Raw genomic sequence first — 15913 nt, 5'->3', positions numbered from 1 at the left:
ACCATCAGTTGACGTGCCATAACTCATCACCTCTCAACATTATCTTTATTCTATGCAACTTCATGTAAAATTGGTATAAGGTCGCGAACAGTGAAAAACTAAACTAATCGTCATTAATTTTTTCAGTTGATTTTCTGGCAATTAAGGGTTTCATTAATTGGGTTCAGAAAATTTTAACACTATTCCATCATCGTGCAACTTTTTAAATATCTTTGCTCTGTCTTCATGTGAAAACACTGGAGTTTGATAAAGCCTTTCTGTAACGTAGTAAGGATTGATGAGGAATGCAAGCTCTAGATAAGCCGTTTCTGTACCAATATTACTTTTGTTTCCCAGAAGATGGCTTACTTCGCCAAGAAAGAAAAGAATATAACTCCACATCTCTGTCACCTCAAAGTTTTTCCATAGCCATAATTGAGGCTCTTTTTCAACACCTGATGTAGGGTTCTTGATCACCTCTTCCAAAACAAGCTTCTTTAATTTATGTCCCTCCTCAGCATGACTATTTATCCATTTCAACTGCTCGATACTAACTGACGGTTTTGGAACATTAATTTGATGTCGCAATAGCTTTTTACCTTTTTGGCAAAACTCCACTTCTGTATCTGCAAAAAACTGATCTAATTTTCTTTGAATATTTTTAATGTCATTGGGTTTTAATGACCCCCTTTCTTCCTTCTTTTGGTTAGCCTCAATTATGGTGAGAATTAGCTTAGCCATCAAGTCCCCTGGACTAAGTATCAAAGCTTGTTGGAGAAAAGCGATCGCCCTAATGTAGTGTATTTTTTTATCCTCTGGGTCTGAGTGTTTCTTGGTCAAATAAAAAGACAAGAAAGCGTGTTCGTAAAGATTTACCCTGCCACTTTTCAAGAAGGGAACGGGAGAAGAAGACTGTTGCAGAATCTCCATACTGGGAGCTATTACAGCTTCAACTCCCAAATCCCAGAATGAATTTTCGTAGTGTTGAGTCAATCTGTAAACTGTCGATCGCATACCCCAGGCCCAAGCGTATGTAGGCATGAGTTCAATCGCTCTGTTAAGGCATTTCAAAGCGTCTTCTGCGTGTTGTTTTATCTTTTCTTTTCCGCAATAATTCTCTGGATTAGGTTGCTGAGATATCGGCTCCTTCAGGAATTGGCTGATACCCTTAGTTATATACAGGCGATGGGTTGCCCCCAAGTGAGCTAATGCCCACGCATAGTTGCTATCTTCTGGTGGTTTATCAAGCGCTTTTTGGAAATGCTCGATAGCTAATTCAACATATTCTGGTCTTTTGTTATTTTCCGTAATTGCTCGAAGACGATAGGTTTCACCTAGCTGTGCATGAGCCCAGAAATACTTATCGTTTTTGTCGATCGCTTTCTTTAAATAATGTTCTGCTTTCCCATAATCCATCAAATGGTAATAGGTTGCTCCTAAGTGAGCATTAACCCAAGCATTGTCAGGATACATTTGGAGTTGTTCAAAGATCTCGATCGCCTGTTCGTAAGCCCCTGACAAGCGAAGAGTTTCTGCTTGTTGAGCCATCATCATATCGCTGATATCCATCTGCATAAAATTATCCTGAAAAGACACTTGATGTTTAATTACTTGAAATTTGTTTTCTCAAACACTTAACTAGCGAGTAATGCTTGAGTTCTAGGATCATCCCGCCAATCCAACCAAGCTGGATCGTGACCGACTAACTCAATGGCTTCATCATTGATAGGAATAGCTTCTCGCAGATATTGCCATGCTTGTTCGCAGTTCCCTGTCAAAATTGCCAAGCCGCAGAGTCGGTACAGAATATCTCCCCGATCGCCTGTCTCCCATTGAGCAAGTAATGCTGTCCGCGATCGCTCGATTTCGCTTGCTGCTTTGTCCACTCCTTGCCAACGCGCCTTAGCTACTGCGATACAGTACAAAGCTGTAGTGTCATCAGCAATTTGTTGCAACCTCTGTTCGCAACAGGCTATCGCCTCAGAATATTGACCGTCATAGCAAAGAATCAACCCTTTCTCAATTTGGCAATTTTTCCCCGCAAATATGGTTTCGTCAAGGGCGATCGCTCGATCGAAGTCAATCAAGGCTTTCTTGTAGCACTTCATCAACTCATAGAGGCGACTGCGATAAGCGATCGCCCAAACGTAATCCGGCTGACGCTCAATAGCTCGATCCAAGTCAGCCAGCGCCTTTGGGTAATATGCTTCTCCCAGAAAGCGGTAAGTTACGCCTCGGTGAGCGATCGCCCAATTATAATCAGGGTTCAGTTCAATGGCGCGGTTGAAATCTGCGAATGCCTCCTGATAGCGTTTCATCAAATAATAGGTTTCGCCCCGGTGTGCGATCGCCCAAGCATTGTCAGGTTCCAAGTCGAGCGATCGGTTGAAATCGTCTAAAGCTGCTTCAAAATTTCCCGTCAGCCGATTAGTTTCACCCCGATGAGCCAGAGCCTTCCCATCGTCAGGGTTTTGTTCTATACAAAGCGACATTACCACATTTTTTCTCCTCTAACACATACACTTTTTATCTGCTGGACAACAAGTGTACTTTTTACTACATTATCTTTGCAAAATACCTTAAGTTTCCTTAACAAAAGACATACCCAACCGTGCCATCATTTCACTGTCTACAGGTGCAGGCGCTTGAGGCGGAACATAAAGTGTCGAAACTAGAGTAACACGAATCTCAGCCAATTTAGACAGAGGAATATGCTGAATAACTGGCTCGCAAACCGGGTAATAAACCGCTGCTTCGTAAACAATTACTTCGTGGTCAGAACCATAGTATGTTTCTAAAACTTCAGCTAACACGTTTAGACCGCGCAATTGAATCTCTTCTTGATAAAAACCCAGATTGCCGATCGTCGCAATCTGCCACAAAATTAAAGCACTGGTCGGGTCAAATTTCCGCCGCCGACTCAGAAAATCTGTCGCTTCAAAACTTTGACATCCATTGCGTCCTGGGTCAATACCGAGGTCTGCAAACAAGCAATCTTCGGCTGAAATTCCTGGCAACATTTGCGCCCGAAAGCCTTCGTGACGCGCCTGTTTAATTGCTTCATGGGTAGGGTAAGCAAAGACACCGGGATGACCGTAAAAAACAGCACAAACATTCAACTCCTGACGAACTTCAGCCAAAATGCGATCGACCATTTCTCGATAAGTTTCTCTACGCCGCTGATTGTTGGTATTGTAAGGTAAGGCTTCTGCGGTGGGATTGAGTGTCTGTAGCCATTTAGCAGTAACAGGATCGGCTACGGCGAACAGAACTTTGTCAGCTTGCTCGATCCACGCCTTCGCTGCTAAGGTCAGATGACCAACTAATTGAATTCCCGTCCCGACAACAGTTAAAGATCCCGTTTTCAAATGTAACTTCCTCCAAGCGATCGCAAAATGTGTTTCAGTTATGGTAGTAACGCAAATTAATAGTTATATAATTAAAGCTGCTAAGAGGTAAGTTGTTAGGCTCTTTTAGCTGTTATTACAGCTCGGATAAAAGCAAAGCAAGCATAACAACGTAGCATGATACAAATGACAACTTAGCGTTGCTCGGTCTTCCTGAAAAATCTGATCGACTGCTACTTCAAACGATCGCCAAAATACTGCCTAGACAACTCGCAACTTACCGTCGCCAGATTGCCTTGTAAGTTTACCAACCCCATACTTTCCAACTTAAATTCCTCCACTAAATACAACTCCACAGGTGTGCTGCTTTTGACAACTCCCACGAAGGCTGCCAGCAACTCTGGCTGCTGTTGTAAGTTCCACAGTTGTCGTTTTAGGCGATCGCTATAAATTCCGGCAGAGATGGGAGAGTTTTGCAATACTTGCTCTGGAGTGACATCCCCACGCCCGATACGATCAAGACCTACCCGTACTAAATAGGTATTCCTGTTTACAAAACCCGTCAGTTGCTGGGCATCTTCCCCTGACCAATCCAGTCCTTGCCGTTTCACCCAATCCTGCACTTGGTCGCTGTTAAAGGGCCCTAGGCCCAGATTAAACGGCGATTTATTCGCACTCAGCGGGATATAAAGCTTAGTGGAGTTTACCACGACTAACCGGAGTTTTCGCCCAATTCCCCGATTTTTGGCTTCAGGAGTGCCCTGTTGGCAAAAGTCCGCAAAAGTCGATCGTCAAATTGGGATAGGCAAACAAGCGATCGATATCGTCTAAAGCTAATACTAAGGGTTTGGTTGTTGAGAGTAGCAAATACTGCTCGAAGTACATCTTGCAGCTAACCGGGCTGCCAAATAGATCCTCCCCATATTCTGCTATTTGATGGCCCAGTTGCCAACCCAAACCGACATTGGCGCAGAACCACCGCAAGAATCTCTCCAAATCTTGAAAAATTTCTCTATTTGCTAACTGAAAAGGTATAAATATTTTTGCACGATTACTTAAAAGAGATGAGGTAAGGTGATCTAAAAATCCATCAGTCTTCATCTGCTGATATCAGCGGTGAAAAATTCCCAACTAGGAGAAGTTCACTCTAAAGTTGCGAAACTGCGATCGGTCTAACTGGCCTATTCCTCTCAAAAACAGCCCTCGGTTTCAAAGCGATTCTCAACAACAGCCACAGCGATCGCCATTCTCCGGGAGTTTCCTGCCGCTTCCACTGACCGGGCCGACAGTACAGCATTTCGATCAAACAGCGGTGCTGGCTAATGTTCAGGCGATCGAACGCAATTCGCACAGTAGGAAATTCCCCAACACTGCACCCAACACCATCCCGAAAACTAGACTCCAACTGAGATTTATCGCTCACCAACTCAATCTTAGCCACAGGAATAAAACAGTTCTCTTCCATAATTTCCAGAGTCGCCGAATCGCAATCAATCAAACTTTTGGCCAAACTCCCCTTAGTACCCAACTCAAGAACAGACGGCGCTAGCGAGTTCCTCGCTTTGACTGCCGCACTTCGAGGAACCGCTTTTATTTTACCCTGCGATAAACTTGTCTCAAAGGCATATTTTGGCAAAATTTCTGCTGCTGTAAAACTCTCTTTACTGCCTTTATTTTTCACCGCAAAACTTGGCCACTGCGTCAGAGCAACTTCAGCGCCACTTTCCGAAATTACAGTGGTTACACCCCAAAAACTTTGACCGCCAATATTCAATTGTACAACCCTGCGTAAATTGAACCATTCGTAAATGTCCGGCTTAGGAATATCCACCAAAATCAGTAATGCAATCCCGATCATCAGCAGGTTGTAAGCGCTCCAAATCCATCCCAAACTCATTCCTTTTGACAAATGTGCACTTTCTGATATTGACTGTACGGTGCCAACATTTCTAACTAAATTAATGTGTAAATTGTGCCAGAAACTGACTGCTGTAGCTGCGAACAAGACAATCAAAGGCCATCCCAAATTCCAGTTAAAACTAAAGCTATCGCTCGCAATTCCTTTTGGCGTCACCTGAAACCCTTTCCCAAAGGGATTCAGCATGGAACTCACTACCGTCACCCCTAAAGGAATACACTGGACGAACGAATAAATATCGGAAAGCAAAGCCGATCCCGATCTGCAGTTCAGCCAAGAAAACACAGTAAGTTGCACCAAATAGTAAGGCAGGAAAAAGTACAGCAATTCCCGCGCACTTGCCCGCAAAGGAATTATGTCGAAAAACGAATAACCTAAAGGTATCAACAGATATAAAACCTTGGTTAAACTGGTAAACCAGTGCAGCAATCCTTCCAAATGAGACAGCCTTTGTACGAATGTGAGACCGCGAATTGTTAAAGGATTGGAATCAATAAAAAATGCCTGAAGCGTGCCTCGCGCCCAGCGTAGCCTTTGATTTAGATGAGCCTCTATATTTTCAGCCGCCAAACCAGCACTCAATTTTTCATCTAAATAAACTAAGCGATATCCGGTTGCTGACAGCCGAATTCCGGTAAAATAATCTTCGCAGATTGAATCTGTGACCAAGCCTCCCGCTGTTTCTAAAGCACTCCGCCTAACTACAAAAGATGTACCGCAACAAACCACGCTGTCGGCGCTGTCTTTGATGATTTCAATTTGCCGATAAAAGATTTCTTCTTCCGGCGCGATCACATTTTCTAAACCTAAATTACGGGAGATGGGGTCGTGGTTGTAAAAGCTTTGCGGTGTTTGAACGAGGGCGATTTCGGGATTTTGAAAAAATCCAACTGTTCGAGTTAAAAAGTTTTTAGTGGGAATAAAATCTGCATCGAAAACTACAATTAGTTCTCCATGAGTTAAGCCTGTGGCATGGTTAATGTTTCCAGCTTTGGCGTGAATATTATCGGGTCTGGTTATATACTCGCATCCCAGTTCTTTTGCCAGCAACTTGATTTCAGGGCGCTTAGTATCGTCGAGCAAATATACTTTTTTGTTGGCATAATCTAAAGCTTGACAGCCGATTACAGTGCGCCGTAAAATAAAAGCCGGTTCGTTGTAAGTTGGGATAAAAATATCTACGGACGGGGTGAAGTTTCCAGCTTCAACTGCAACTGCCATGCGATCGGCTTCTCGACGCCGGTCTTTCATTCTCAGCATTAAATACAGTTGAATACTGGTGTTGAAAACCAGTAGCATTTCTAGGAAAAACAGCCCCAAACTAAAGATACCGTTGAGGGGATCGGTTAAATTTAGAGTAGCGAGCGATCGCCATAAAACGTAGCGAATGGTTAAAGCCAGAACTATTGCAACTACTACAGCGCGCGACCATTTCTGCGGTTGAGGCGAAATTTTAATTGCAGCTAAAGCAACGGAGACAAGCGCGATAGTCGGCACTAACAAATACATCTTGCTCGTAGCAGGCACTTGCAGCCACACAGGCGGGTTTTGCTGCCAAGTGTTGATTGTGGCAAAAATACCGCTGACTGTACCTTCACGGGCAAACCAGGCTCCGGCGATCGCACCTGCGAAAGCAACCGCCCCCAACACGACTAGCGTTGCCGTCGGCACCCGCGAAATCCGCCAAAAGCGGCGTTTCAAGTCTTGAAGATCAAATCTTGAAGTTGTCATAAAATAATTTTAAAGTCCCGATCGTGCATACAACAGTAACGGTTTCCTGCTGTCCACTTTTTAATCCAGTTGAAAATTCCGACACACCCCAATTATTATATTTATATTTTTTAACATTCTGACCATTGTATGATAATTCATCTTGCTTGGTGTTGCCAAACTTCTTAGCGAGTCCAAACCTGGCAAAATATAGCAGAAGCAAGAAGGAAGAAGGAAAAAGGCTTTAGTTATCGTCGCCAGAGAAGTCAATCGATTTTAGATTTGAGATTTTAGATTTTAGATTGAAGCATTGACCCCACGGATAAATTCGGGGGCTTGTATCCTGGATGCTTTCGGTCAGAAGCAATCTTCGGCAAGGATTTCAGCAATTAAGAACCTCCTAACTTACCTTTTGCTGACATTGCTGCAAAAGGCTTTCGGGCCTGTTCCACAATAAAAAATTTTTATTGGGGGCCGTTTCTCGGACGCCACCCCTAAAAAGCTTATTGAAAATGCTGCCACATCTGAGTCCTAACCGTCGGGCGCGCTTGCTAGAGTTCAAAAAAAATTATCTTGTCTACAAATCAAATAGGATTGCTATATCAAACTATAGCAATCCATAGGACTTAACAATTAGACGAATTTGACATCTAACTAAAGGTAGATTAATTTTATATTAATTTAAAAAAAATTACCGCTATCGCAGCCCAAAAACCCAGCCATCAAAAAACTAATCAGCAATTTCTAATTGCGAGATTGCATAGCGGGCGACAGCCAAACTAACTCTGGCTTGTTCTATTTCCGACAATTGGGCCCAAGGTCTTTTAGTAGCCAGGACTAATTCCCCCCCTTCCGAATCAACATCTCGCATCGCATAAGCCAAAGGACGTGCCAACACCTGCAAATCTTCCTCAGCCCACTGAGGCAAAATATCTAAGACACACTCTACCATTTGGTCAGCTAAAGATTGATACTTAACAGTTGCGTTTTGCACGCTTTGAGCGATGCTGGCCAGAAAATCTTGAGGAACGCGAGCAAATTTTTCGCGCAAAGACTTTTGCAGAGCAGTCGTCAGCCAAACTTGTTCTAATTGCGAGAATAAAACTTGCGACTTCAGGGCAATATCGCTGTCGCTGAAGGAATCAGATAGCGCAAATTCCTGCTCTAGGGCAGCCAAATAAGATTCTGATTCAAGCTGTGCAGGATTCCAAGGATAAGCAACATCAGTCTGAACTATTGTGGCGAGAAGTTCCATCTGGGCCTGAGTTTGTGAGTCGCGAAAATATTCAGAATCAGGAGATTGGGTAGCCATGATGTAATACCTCAGGGGGAAAAGGAAAATATAGAAGGGGGACTGTGCCAAGAGCTAGTTGGGAGCTATCAGTGGTAAGTAACTCTTTTAAATTCAGATTGGAGACTCAACGCCCAGAACTTTGCTGTGCCACTCGCCGCTTGCCTTCATTAGCTACACGCGCACCTTAATTCGTTCCGCAATCAGTCTCACTGTAGCCCGAAGTTTTAGCAACCTCAATAGTGAACTCAAAAATCTGACCTTGAGAACTGCCAAATTTTAGCTGAGTGCCCGATCGCAGCAGCAATTCTTGGTGGTGAACTCTCTGCCATCCCTCAGGCCCCAAAACTAGAGTCCCATAACGAGAAAAATCGCGCAGGAAGTAGCTAGGTTCGCCCCGGCTATCTCCGATAGTGTTTCGGCAGAAAATCTCGGCGTGTTTTTGAGAAACCCACTGTTCTCGAATCACTACGTCGTTTTCTTCCCAGCGTCCGACTCGAACCATACCTGCGCGAATCGGCCAAACCTGATTGGTCGATTCGGTGGATTTGGCATTTGGTCGATCGCGCCCCCGCAAATAAGCACAAGACGGCAAGCGTCCCAGCCAAGTAGAAGAATTTAAAGGCAATTCAGTTTTGAGGTCATCTACCGGCTCAGTTAGCTGACCGTCAAACTCAGGGTGCATATACAGCACAGGCAGCGTCCAAGCCGGTTGATTGAACTTGTAGAGCGTTAGTAACTGCTGTCTGGCGACGGCGACTGCCCGATCGATCGACATCCTTCCGGCCAAAGCTTGAGCAAAAGTTTGGATAAAACTCAGGGCCTCACGATCGGCGATCGAGTCCCGCATCCCCAACACCGCAGGCACCCCGTGATGGATCAGTACCTCAGCCAAACTGCTGCGGGCGATCGCCTGTTGCTGGCCATTAGTTGAGTGCAGCCTCTCCACCGCCGGCTGAGCTCCCCAGCAGGCATTAAACACCGCCAGAGTAACGCGGCACCGAACTAATACCTGAGCTAGTTCAGTGCCATTAATCGCCGTTTCCGGCCCCAAAAACAGCAAACCGCCGTCGGGGCCGGGTATCCCGTGGCCAGCGTAAAACAGAATGTTGTAAGCTTGCGTTTCCAGCCGAGAAATGAGTTCCGCCGGAGTAGGTTCGATCAGAGTATCGACGCGAGTCGGAACGCTGATGTCAAAATATTTGCCGCTGTCGTCGGTTTGAAAAGCACTTTCCAGAATGCCAGCTAAGGCGAGTGCTTCTTCTCCCAACTGCAAATGACCGTTATTGCTGTTGGAAAATTGGGAATTAGCACCGCGGCCGGGTTCTGCTTGTCCCAAAACTAGCAAAATGTTGAGCGACTCCGCAGGCTGCAGGGGTGGCAAAGGTTCAACATTGCTGGTAGTGCGGCTGAACAGCAGTTGCTGCGACAGAGAAATTGCCGGTTGACCGGCTTGAGGCTGCATAATTTCCCAAGGCAAAGCAATTAAATACGGTTCGCGCAAGTCTACGCGCACTCGCAGGGGTAGATTTTGCCCGATCGCGATACCTTTACTTTCCTGGAGACTACCCTGAATCGGCCCTTCAAACAGCCACTGCCAAAGATTAATCCCCAAATGCTGCATCAGGCGGCTGCTGTAGCTTGCCGGTGGCCGAGGCGGATGCTGATCCCCTTTGTCGCCCCACCCCCGCTGGCCGAGGTGCAGCGGCACAGAGGGCGTGGCTGGAGCGAGGTCTAGCGACTGAGGACTTCGTTGTTCAGTTTCTGTCAGTATATTCTGGTTGTTTTCCGGCGAGACGAAACTGCCATCAGGATTTAGGGGCAATTCGTGAATTGTCCCGGAGGGCGAAAACATTTCCTGCCAAGCTTTCCAAGATTGGGATAGGGTATCGGGCCACATACAGTCGTGGTGAACGTACCCGCTGGGATAGGGAGCTTGTAGAACCCAAGTGGCAAAATGGTTTGCCCCAGCGGTTCTCAGGCGAGCGATCGCTATACTGAGGCAAGGACTTTCAGGGCGCGCCATTCACAACTACCGACTCTGGATATAGGGTTGGATTGAGTTTCTCTATTTGTAGTTTATCGGGTTTGGGGTGCGATCGAGTGCGTGAGATTGCTTTGGCAGTTTTTACTTTTACTTAGTATCCAAAAATTTATCTATCTTCGGTAAATCTACCCAAGTTCCCGTAGCATTCGACTCCTGGGTCAAATCCATCAACAACTGCGAGTAAACCCCTTCTCTGAGCGACGGTATCAACGATTTACCGGCATCTATTGCTTCTACCCACCTATCTACTACTCGAATAAACGGTGCAATTCTCCCGTCTGGATAAACTTGAGGAAACTCCAATCTTTGAGGAATTTTGATTTCAGCTAAAGGTTCTCCACCTTGGGAACCCCACAAGCGAAATCCGTGGACGTAATCTTGCTGGTTGTCGCTTCCTAAAACCAACGTACCCTTACTCCCGTATATTTCCACCCAGTGTCCCCGCCCTTGATAAGTAACAGAACTCAAACAAACTTGACAAGGAGTTCCCCCGGCTAATTCCAACATCAACGTGCACGAATCATCGGCATCAACTAATTTTAAATTTCCCCAATCATTCGGATCGGGCCGCCGCGAAATTCCTGTAATCAAATGCCCAGAAAGCCTCTGCGGCGGGCCGAACAGCCAGCTAATATAATCAAAAACGTGAGAACCTGTCGCGCCCAAAACTCCGCCCCCTCGCTCTTTTTGCGCGTACCAATTCCAGGGGCGACTCGCATCAGCGCGGCTCGACACCAGCCAATCAATCTTAATTAAACGCTTTTCTCCCACATATTCTGCTGCCAATAATTCTGCTAGCATTTGCCATGCGGGGATGAAGCGAAACTCAAAATCCATTGTGGCAATTGCTCTCGAACCACCCTTTTTAAAATCGGTTTGAGATTCGTTGTTTGCCAATCGGTATAGTTCCCTGGCTTCATTTGCTGTTAGGGCTGTGGGCTTTTCTAATAATAAATGCTTGCCTGCTTCCAAGACGGTTTTTGCCATTTCAAAATGCAAAAATGGCGGCGTGGAAATGCTGACGCCCGCTACTTCTGGGATCGCTACTATATCGGCGATCGAGTCGCAAGCGTAGGGGATATTGTGGGTAGAGGCGATCGCCTTTGCTTTGTCTAAATTCCGGTGGTAAACAGCCACAACCTCTGTCCGGTGATGGGCCTGGAATCCGGGAAGGTGTACTTTTTGACCGAAACCTGTACCGACTACTGCAACGCCAATTTTTGACATAATTTAATAATTGGGAATTGGGAATTGGGAATTGGGAATTGGGAATTGGGAATTGGGAATTGGGAATTGGTAGCAACTAACAAATAACTAACGACTGCAACATCTGCCTGACGCTCGATAATTAATCCGTGTATCCGTGTCCTAATCTGTGTCGTGCTTTCCTTCTTCCCTCATCCTTCTTCCTTCTTCCTTCTGCCTTCTTCCTTCTCCACCCATTCAATTACTTGTTTGCCCAAATTAACGCCGTCAAACAAGTCAATTTCTCTGATCCCTGTAGGGCTGGTGACATTAACTTCTGTGAGATAACCGCCAATGATATCAATGCCGACAAAGTACAGTCCGTCCCGTTGCAGCACGGGTTCTAACTGAGCGCAAATTTGCAGTTCGCGATCGGTAATTTCGGTTTTTGCGACTCGGCCGCCGACGGCCATGTTGCCGCGAAATTCATTGCCGGTGGGAATGCGGTTGATAGCACCAATGGGCTTGCCGTTCAACAATATAATCCGTTTATCTCCCTCTTTGGCTTCCGGCAGATAAGTCTGAACCATCACTGGAATTTGCCCTTGTTGAGTGCTAATTTCGACCAGGGAGTTAAGATTGCGATCGTCGGCTTCCAAGAACAAAATCCCCTCGCCAGCTTTGCCACCCAAGGGTTTAAGAACTGCTGCTCCTTTTTTCTCAACAAATTGCCGAATTACCTGCTTGTTTTGAGAAACTATTGTCTCGGGGATCGCTCCCTCAAATTGCAAAGCATACATCTTTTCATTGGCCGCCCGCAATCCTTTGGGACTGTTAACTACCAAAGTTTTAGTGGGATCGATGCCATCTAAAAGGTAAGTAGCGTAGAGGTAAGGAATGTTGACTGGGGGGTCTGTCCGCATAAATACGGCGTCCATTGCTTCCAGAGGCTGCAAAGTAGGCTGTTCCACCTCATACCAAGCCTCAGCAGCCTCCCAGCGTCCATCTACCAGTTTGACTGGGGTGAGGGCTACCCGACTCAGCATTGCCCAGGTTTTGCCGCCGATGACGCTTAGTTCGTTGGCTTGAGTCGCCCACACTTCGTGACCCAACTCTTGAGCTGCCTCCATCAGCGCTACGCTGGTATCGTGTCCTGGAATTAGTCGCGCGAGGGGATCGATGATGAATGCAAATTTCATTGTCAGTTAAAATTAAGAATTGGTCGCAGGAAAATTAGGGCTAACTGAAAATTCGACAAGGAATGCCTCATTTTGCTGCTAGCAGCGGGTCTAGCTGGCCTAGAGCATCAAGTTTGTGGATGTCGTCGCAGCCACCTATGTGTTGGTCGTTAATGAATATTTGTGGCAGGGTACGGCCTCCGTTGGCTCGATCGCTCATTTGAGCCCGTGCTGCTTCATCTCCGTCGATCGCGTACTCTGTAAAATCAATCCCTTTTCGCTTTAGCAGTGCTTTGGCACGAACGCAAAACGGGCAGGTTCTCCAAGTGTAAATTTCTACTTTAGGGGTCATGGACGCTCAAGCAATAACAATATTTTTTAATTGTAATCTTAACCCTAGTGCGGACTGTTTTTAGTTCCTAGGCTGAAACCCTTGATTTTTCGTTGGTAGCGAACTTGCCTTGGAGCCTTGAAACCCTTATTATACGGTTGACTCTCAAAAACTGTCCGAGGGATTGATCTTAACCAATCTTATTTTAATTTTTATATTTTAATTTTTATTACATATAGCAACCTTCTCGGCGTTGCACCGGAGGTTATTCATTGCTGAAACCCTTGCCGGGAAGTGCATTTGCCTTCTTCCTTGTTTTTACCCTGACTGAAGTCGCTATAGCTTTCTTCCTTCAACATCCGGCTCTATTTGCAGCGCACAAGCTAGGTGTGAAGTTATTTTCTATACAAGTTTTTATTATTTTATATATTAAGTAAACAAATACCCATGCTTAAATAAACGGAGACATTGGGAAGGCAAACAGGTTGGTCCTCAGCCTGCCTAGCGCTGCGGACCAACCTGCTTGTTTCGCTTTCTGCACGAACAGATCATGCCTGCACCTGTCAGTAGGACTGCGATCGCAGTACCCGGTTCAGGAATAGAAGTTGAGTTTCTCGAAGGTGTGCTTGTGTATATTTCGGACAAGCTCGGCTCGGTCGCCAATGGCGGAGCGGGTTGCGTTGCTGTTGAGTCCTGGCTGGCGGTACAGGCACTAGAATAATTTCCAGGCCCACACACATCTACTTGTGCTGAAGCCGGAGGGGCGGCAGCTAGATAGTAAAACGCTGTTGCCATTGTGGCAGAGAGTCCAATTGCTAGTTTTGCCAGTGGCGTACACATAACTATTTAGTTAAACAGTGGTAAAATCGAAAAATAGAAATAGTCCTAGAGATTAGCGCTGTACGACGGGCAAGGATTTTAGAGTTCTTACAATAAATGGATGTATTCTCTGGCGGACGTCTGTAAAAGATAGTATAGCGCTTGAGGTGAGTGCCCAAACACTTTAATAATAATATTATTCTCTTTCACCTTTACGTCGCGTACCGTGGTTGGGCCAGAGTGAAGCAACATCTTTTTGCAACCTCTGAACCAATAGCCGTTACAGCCATTAACAAAGAGTGTTTTTACCTTGACCGGGGCCTCCGGAAATTATTTATTTAACCGATCGCAAAATAGAGATGCTGTATTGTACTTTGCAATGCACAATCTGACTACTCTTTTATAATCTCATAGTTCGACTAGATCTGTCCTCAGTATATGTACGTATCTTCCCCCATGTCAACTACCCAAAAGAAATATTTCAGTATTTACCGAGGGTAGAGGGCGTATTGAATGAGCTGAGCTAATCTGTCGCGGAGAGTTTCCATCCCCAAACCTTTGGCGGCAGAAATAAATACTGCTTGAGGAAATTCTTCCCGGGCGAGGGCGAGAGTATCTCCATCTACGGCATCTATTTTGTTAAAAACTACAAGGGCTGGCCCGGGAGTGACGGGCATATCTGTCAAAATATTCATGACGGATCGAATTTGGCTCTGCCACGCCGGATGGGAGAGATCGACAAGGTGCAGCAAAGCATCGGCGTCAGTGACTTCTTCGAGGGTAGCCCGGAAAGCGTCGATCAAGGCGGGGGGCAGTTCGCGAATAAAGCCCACTGTATCTGTGAGGACGAGCGACAGGGGTTCCCCGGTGACGCCGGGAATGGTCAACCGTCGAGTTGTGGGGTCGAGGGTGGCAAATAACTGGTCGGCGGCATAGACCTCGGAATTCGTGAGCAGGTTGAGCAGAGTCGATTTACCGGCGTTGGTGTAGCCGACGATCGCCACTGAGGGTACGTCGTGATGATGGCGGTTCTGCCGCAGCCGGAATCGGTGCGCCAGGAGTTGATTTACTTCTTGCTGCAATCGAGAAATGCGTTTGGCGATCGTCCGCCGTTCGGTTTCTAGTTTGGTTTCCCCGGGACCTCTGGTACCGATGCCGCCACCCTGTCTCGACATTGCCTGACCGCGACCTCTGAGCCGGGGCAGGGCGTACTCTAGCTGAGCGAGTTCGACTTGTAATTTACCCTCGCTCGTTCGAGCTCTTTGGGCAAAGATGTCGAGAATTACCTCTGTGCGATCGACTACGCGGATACCTATCTGAGTTTCCAAGTTCCGTATTTGTGCGGGGGCCAGGTCGCGATCGAATACCACGAGGTTAGCGCTAACCGTCTGAGCCGCGAGGGAAATTTCCTGAACTTTGCCTTCGCCGACGACTGTCTGCGGATGGGGGCGCGATCGTTTTTGGCGCACTGTTTGCAGCACCTGACCCCCCGCGCTTTCAACCAGCCGCGTGATTTCTGCGAGCCCGTCCTCAAACTCCAACTGAGTCATGTGCTGAGTCATTACACCTACCAACAGCACTTTATCTTGGTCTGCATCGACCTGCTTAGCGACAAACTCTGCTTCAAACTCTGCTTCGAGTCCTTCCACCAAATCCAGAAAGTCTTGGTCGGCGAGTTCGTCCAAATTCAGCGGTTCTGATATTTTCCAGGGAAAGTGTGGAATTTGAATTAGTGACTTTTGAATTGAAGGCTCTTCTATTTCATCAGTTGAATCTGGTTCTAACTGAGCGCTCAAAACAGAGAACTCAAAATTTGGGCCATCTCCCTGGGGTATCAGGTGAGCGAGATAAGTTTCTTGGATGTAACCAGTCGCACCGCCGCCGCGACGCTGAAATCCTCCGCCGCTCAGTGTCAGCCAAACGAGGGCGTCGAGGCGCTGAATTGCCATTGCTGTGAGAGCTGCTTCGCTTGGAGTTTCTGGCTTCAGGTGGGTGGCGATGCAGCGAATGCCGCTGAGGCGACCTCCCCCGTAGCGGGGTAATTCTAAGGGCGCAATCTGCGTTTGGCGGGGTGAACCCACGCCGACGCGAATTACTTGTCCGCGGCG

12 protein-coding genes and 1 pseudogene are annotated in these 15913 nt (G+C 46.5%); 1 reads left to right on the top strand and 12 read right to left on the bottom strand.

What is annotated here, in order from left to right; translation table 11 throughout:
- Positions 1-153: 153 nt before the first annotated feature.
- The 11 genes and pseudogenes from QUA71_RS05725 to grxC all read right to left on the bottom strand — a co-directional run bounded on the left by QUA71_RS05725 (position 154) and on the right by grxC (position 13007).
- Positions 154-1554: a tetratricopeptide repeat protein gene (locus QUA71_RS05725; protein ID WP_333283204.1), complete on the bottom strand. Its 1401-nt coding sequence runs from the start codon at positions 1552-1554 to the stop codon at positions 154-156.
- A gap of 59 nt (positions 1555-1613) precedes the next feature.
- Positions 1614-2471, bottom strand: a complete 858-nt coding sequence (locus tag QUA71_RS05720) for a tetratricopeptide repeat protein (protein ID WP_333283202.1) — start codon at positions 2469-2471, stop codon at positions 1614-1616.
- An 87-nt stretch (positions 2472-2558) separates the two neighbouring features.
- A complete protein-coding gene (locus QUA71_RS05715; RefSeq protein ID WP_333283200.1) occupies positions 2559-3347 on the bottom strand; it encodes an SAM-dependent methyltransferase in 789 nt (262 codons plus the stop codon).
- Positions 3348-3559: 212 nt separating this feature from the next.
- Positions 3560-4066, bottom strand: a pseudogene (locus QUA71_RS05710) (AAA-like domain-containing protein); the annotation flags it as partial.
- A gap of 10 nt (positions 4067-4076) precedes the next feature.
- Complete coding sequence (locus QUA71_RS05705; protein WP_333283198.1) at positions 4077-4427, bottom strand: AAA-like domain-containing protein; 351 nt, start codon at positions 4425-4427, stop codon at positions 4077-4079.
- A 46-nt stretch (positions 4428-4473) separates the two neighbouring features.
- The gene (locus QUA71_RS05700; RefSeq protein ID WP_333283197.1) at positions 4474-6975 is read right to left on the bottom strand and encodes a glycosyltransferase family 2 protein; all 2502 of its coding nucleotides are present in this window, start codon (positions 6973-6975) and stop codon (positions 4474-4476) included.
- A 709-nt stretch (positions 6976-7684) separates the two neighbouring features.
- The gene (locus tag QUA71_RS05695) at positions 7685-8266 is read right to left on the bottom strand and encodes a hypothetical protein (protein ID WP_333283195.1); all 582 of its coding nucleotides are present in this window, start codon (positions 8264-8266) and stop codon (positions 7685-7687) included.
- A gap of 166 nt (positions 8267-8432) precedes the next feature.
- Entirely contained in the window at positions 8433-10271 is a 1839-nt protein-coding gene (locus tag QUA71_RS05690) for a CHAT domain-containing protein (protein ID WP_333283193.1), read from the bottom strand.
- 108 nt (positions 10272-10379) lie between these two features.
- Positions 10380-11519: a Gfo/Idh/MocA family oxidoreductase gene (locus QUA71_RS05685; RefSeq protein ID WP_333283191.1), complete on the bottom strand. Its 1140-nt coding sequence runs from the start codon at positions 11517-11519 to the stop codon at positions 10380-10382.
- Between the two features lie 170 nt (positions 11520-11689).
- Positions 11690-12676, bottom strand: coding sequence for a glutathione synthase (gene gshB / locus QUA71_RS05680; RefSeq protein WP_333283189.1), 987 nt, complete (start codon positions 12674-12676; stop codon positions 11690-11692).
- 67 nt (positions 12677-12743) lie between these two features.
- Entirely contained in the window at positions 12744-13007 is a 264-nt protein-coding gene (grxC, locus tag QUA71_RS05675; RefSeq protein ID WP_190656887.1) for a glutaredoxin 3, read from the bottom strand.
- Between the two features lie 529 nt (positions 13008-13536).
- Between grxC and QUA71_RS05670 the strand changes: the two genes are divergently transcribed.
- Complete coding sequence (locus tag QUA71_RS05670) at positions 13537-13707, top strand: hypothetical protein (protein ID WP_333283187.1); 171 nt, start codon at positions 13537-13539, stop codon at positions 13705-13707.
- A 586-nt stretch (positions 13708-14293) separates the two neighbouring features.
- Here QUA71_RS05670 and hflX read toward each other — a convergent pair.
- Complete coding sequence (hflX, locus tag QUA71_RS05665) at positions 14294-15886, bottom strand: GTPase HflX (protein ID WP_333283185.1); 1593 nt, start codon at positions 15884-15886, stop codon at positions 14294-14296.
- Positions 15887-15913: the final 27 nt, after the last annotated feature.

It is taken from the genome of Microcoleus sp. MON1_C5 (assembly GCF_036701875.1).
Lineage (GTDB): Bacteria > Cyanobacteriota > Cyanobacteriia > Cyanobacteriales > Microcoleaceae > Microcoleus.
Note: the sequence above shows the minus strand (reverse complement) of the source record. Positions and strands in the feature narration are given on the sequence as shown.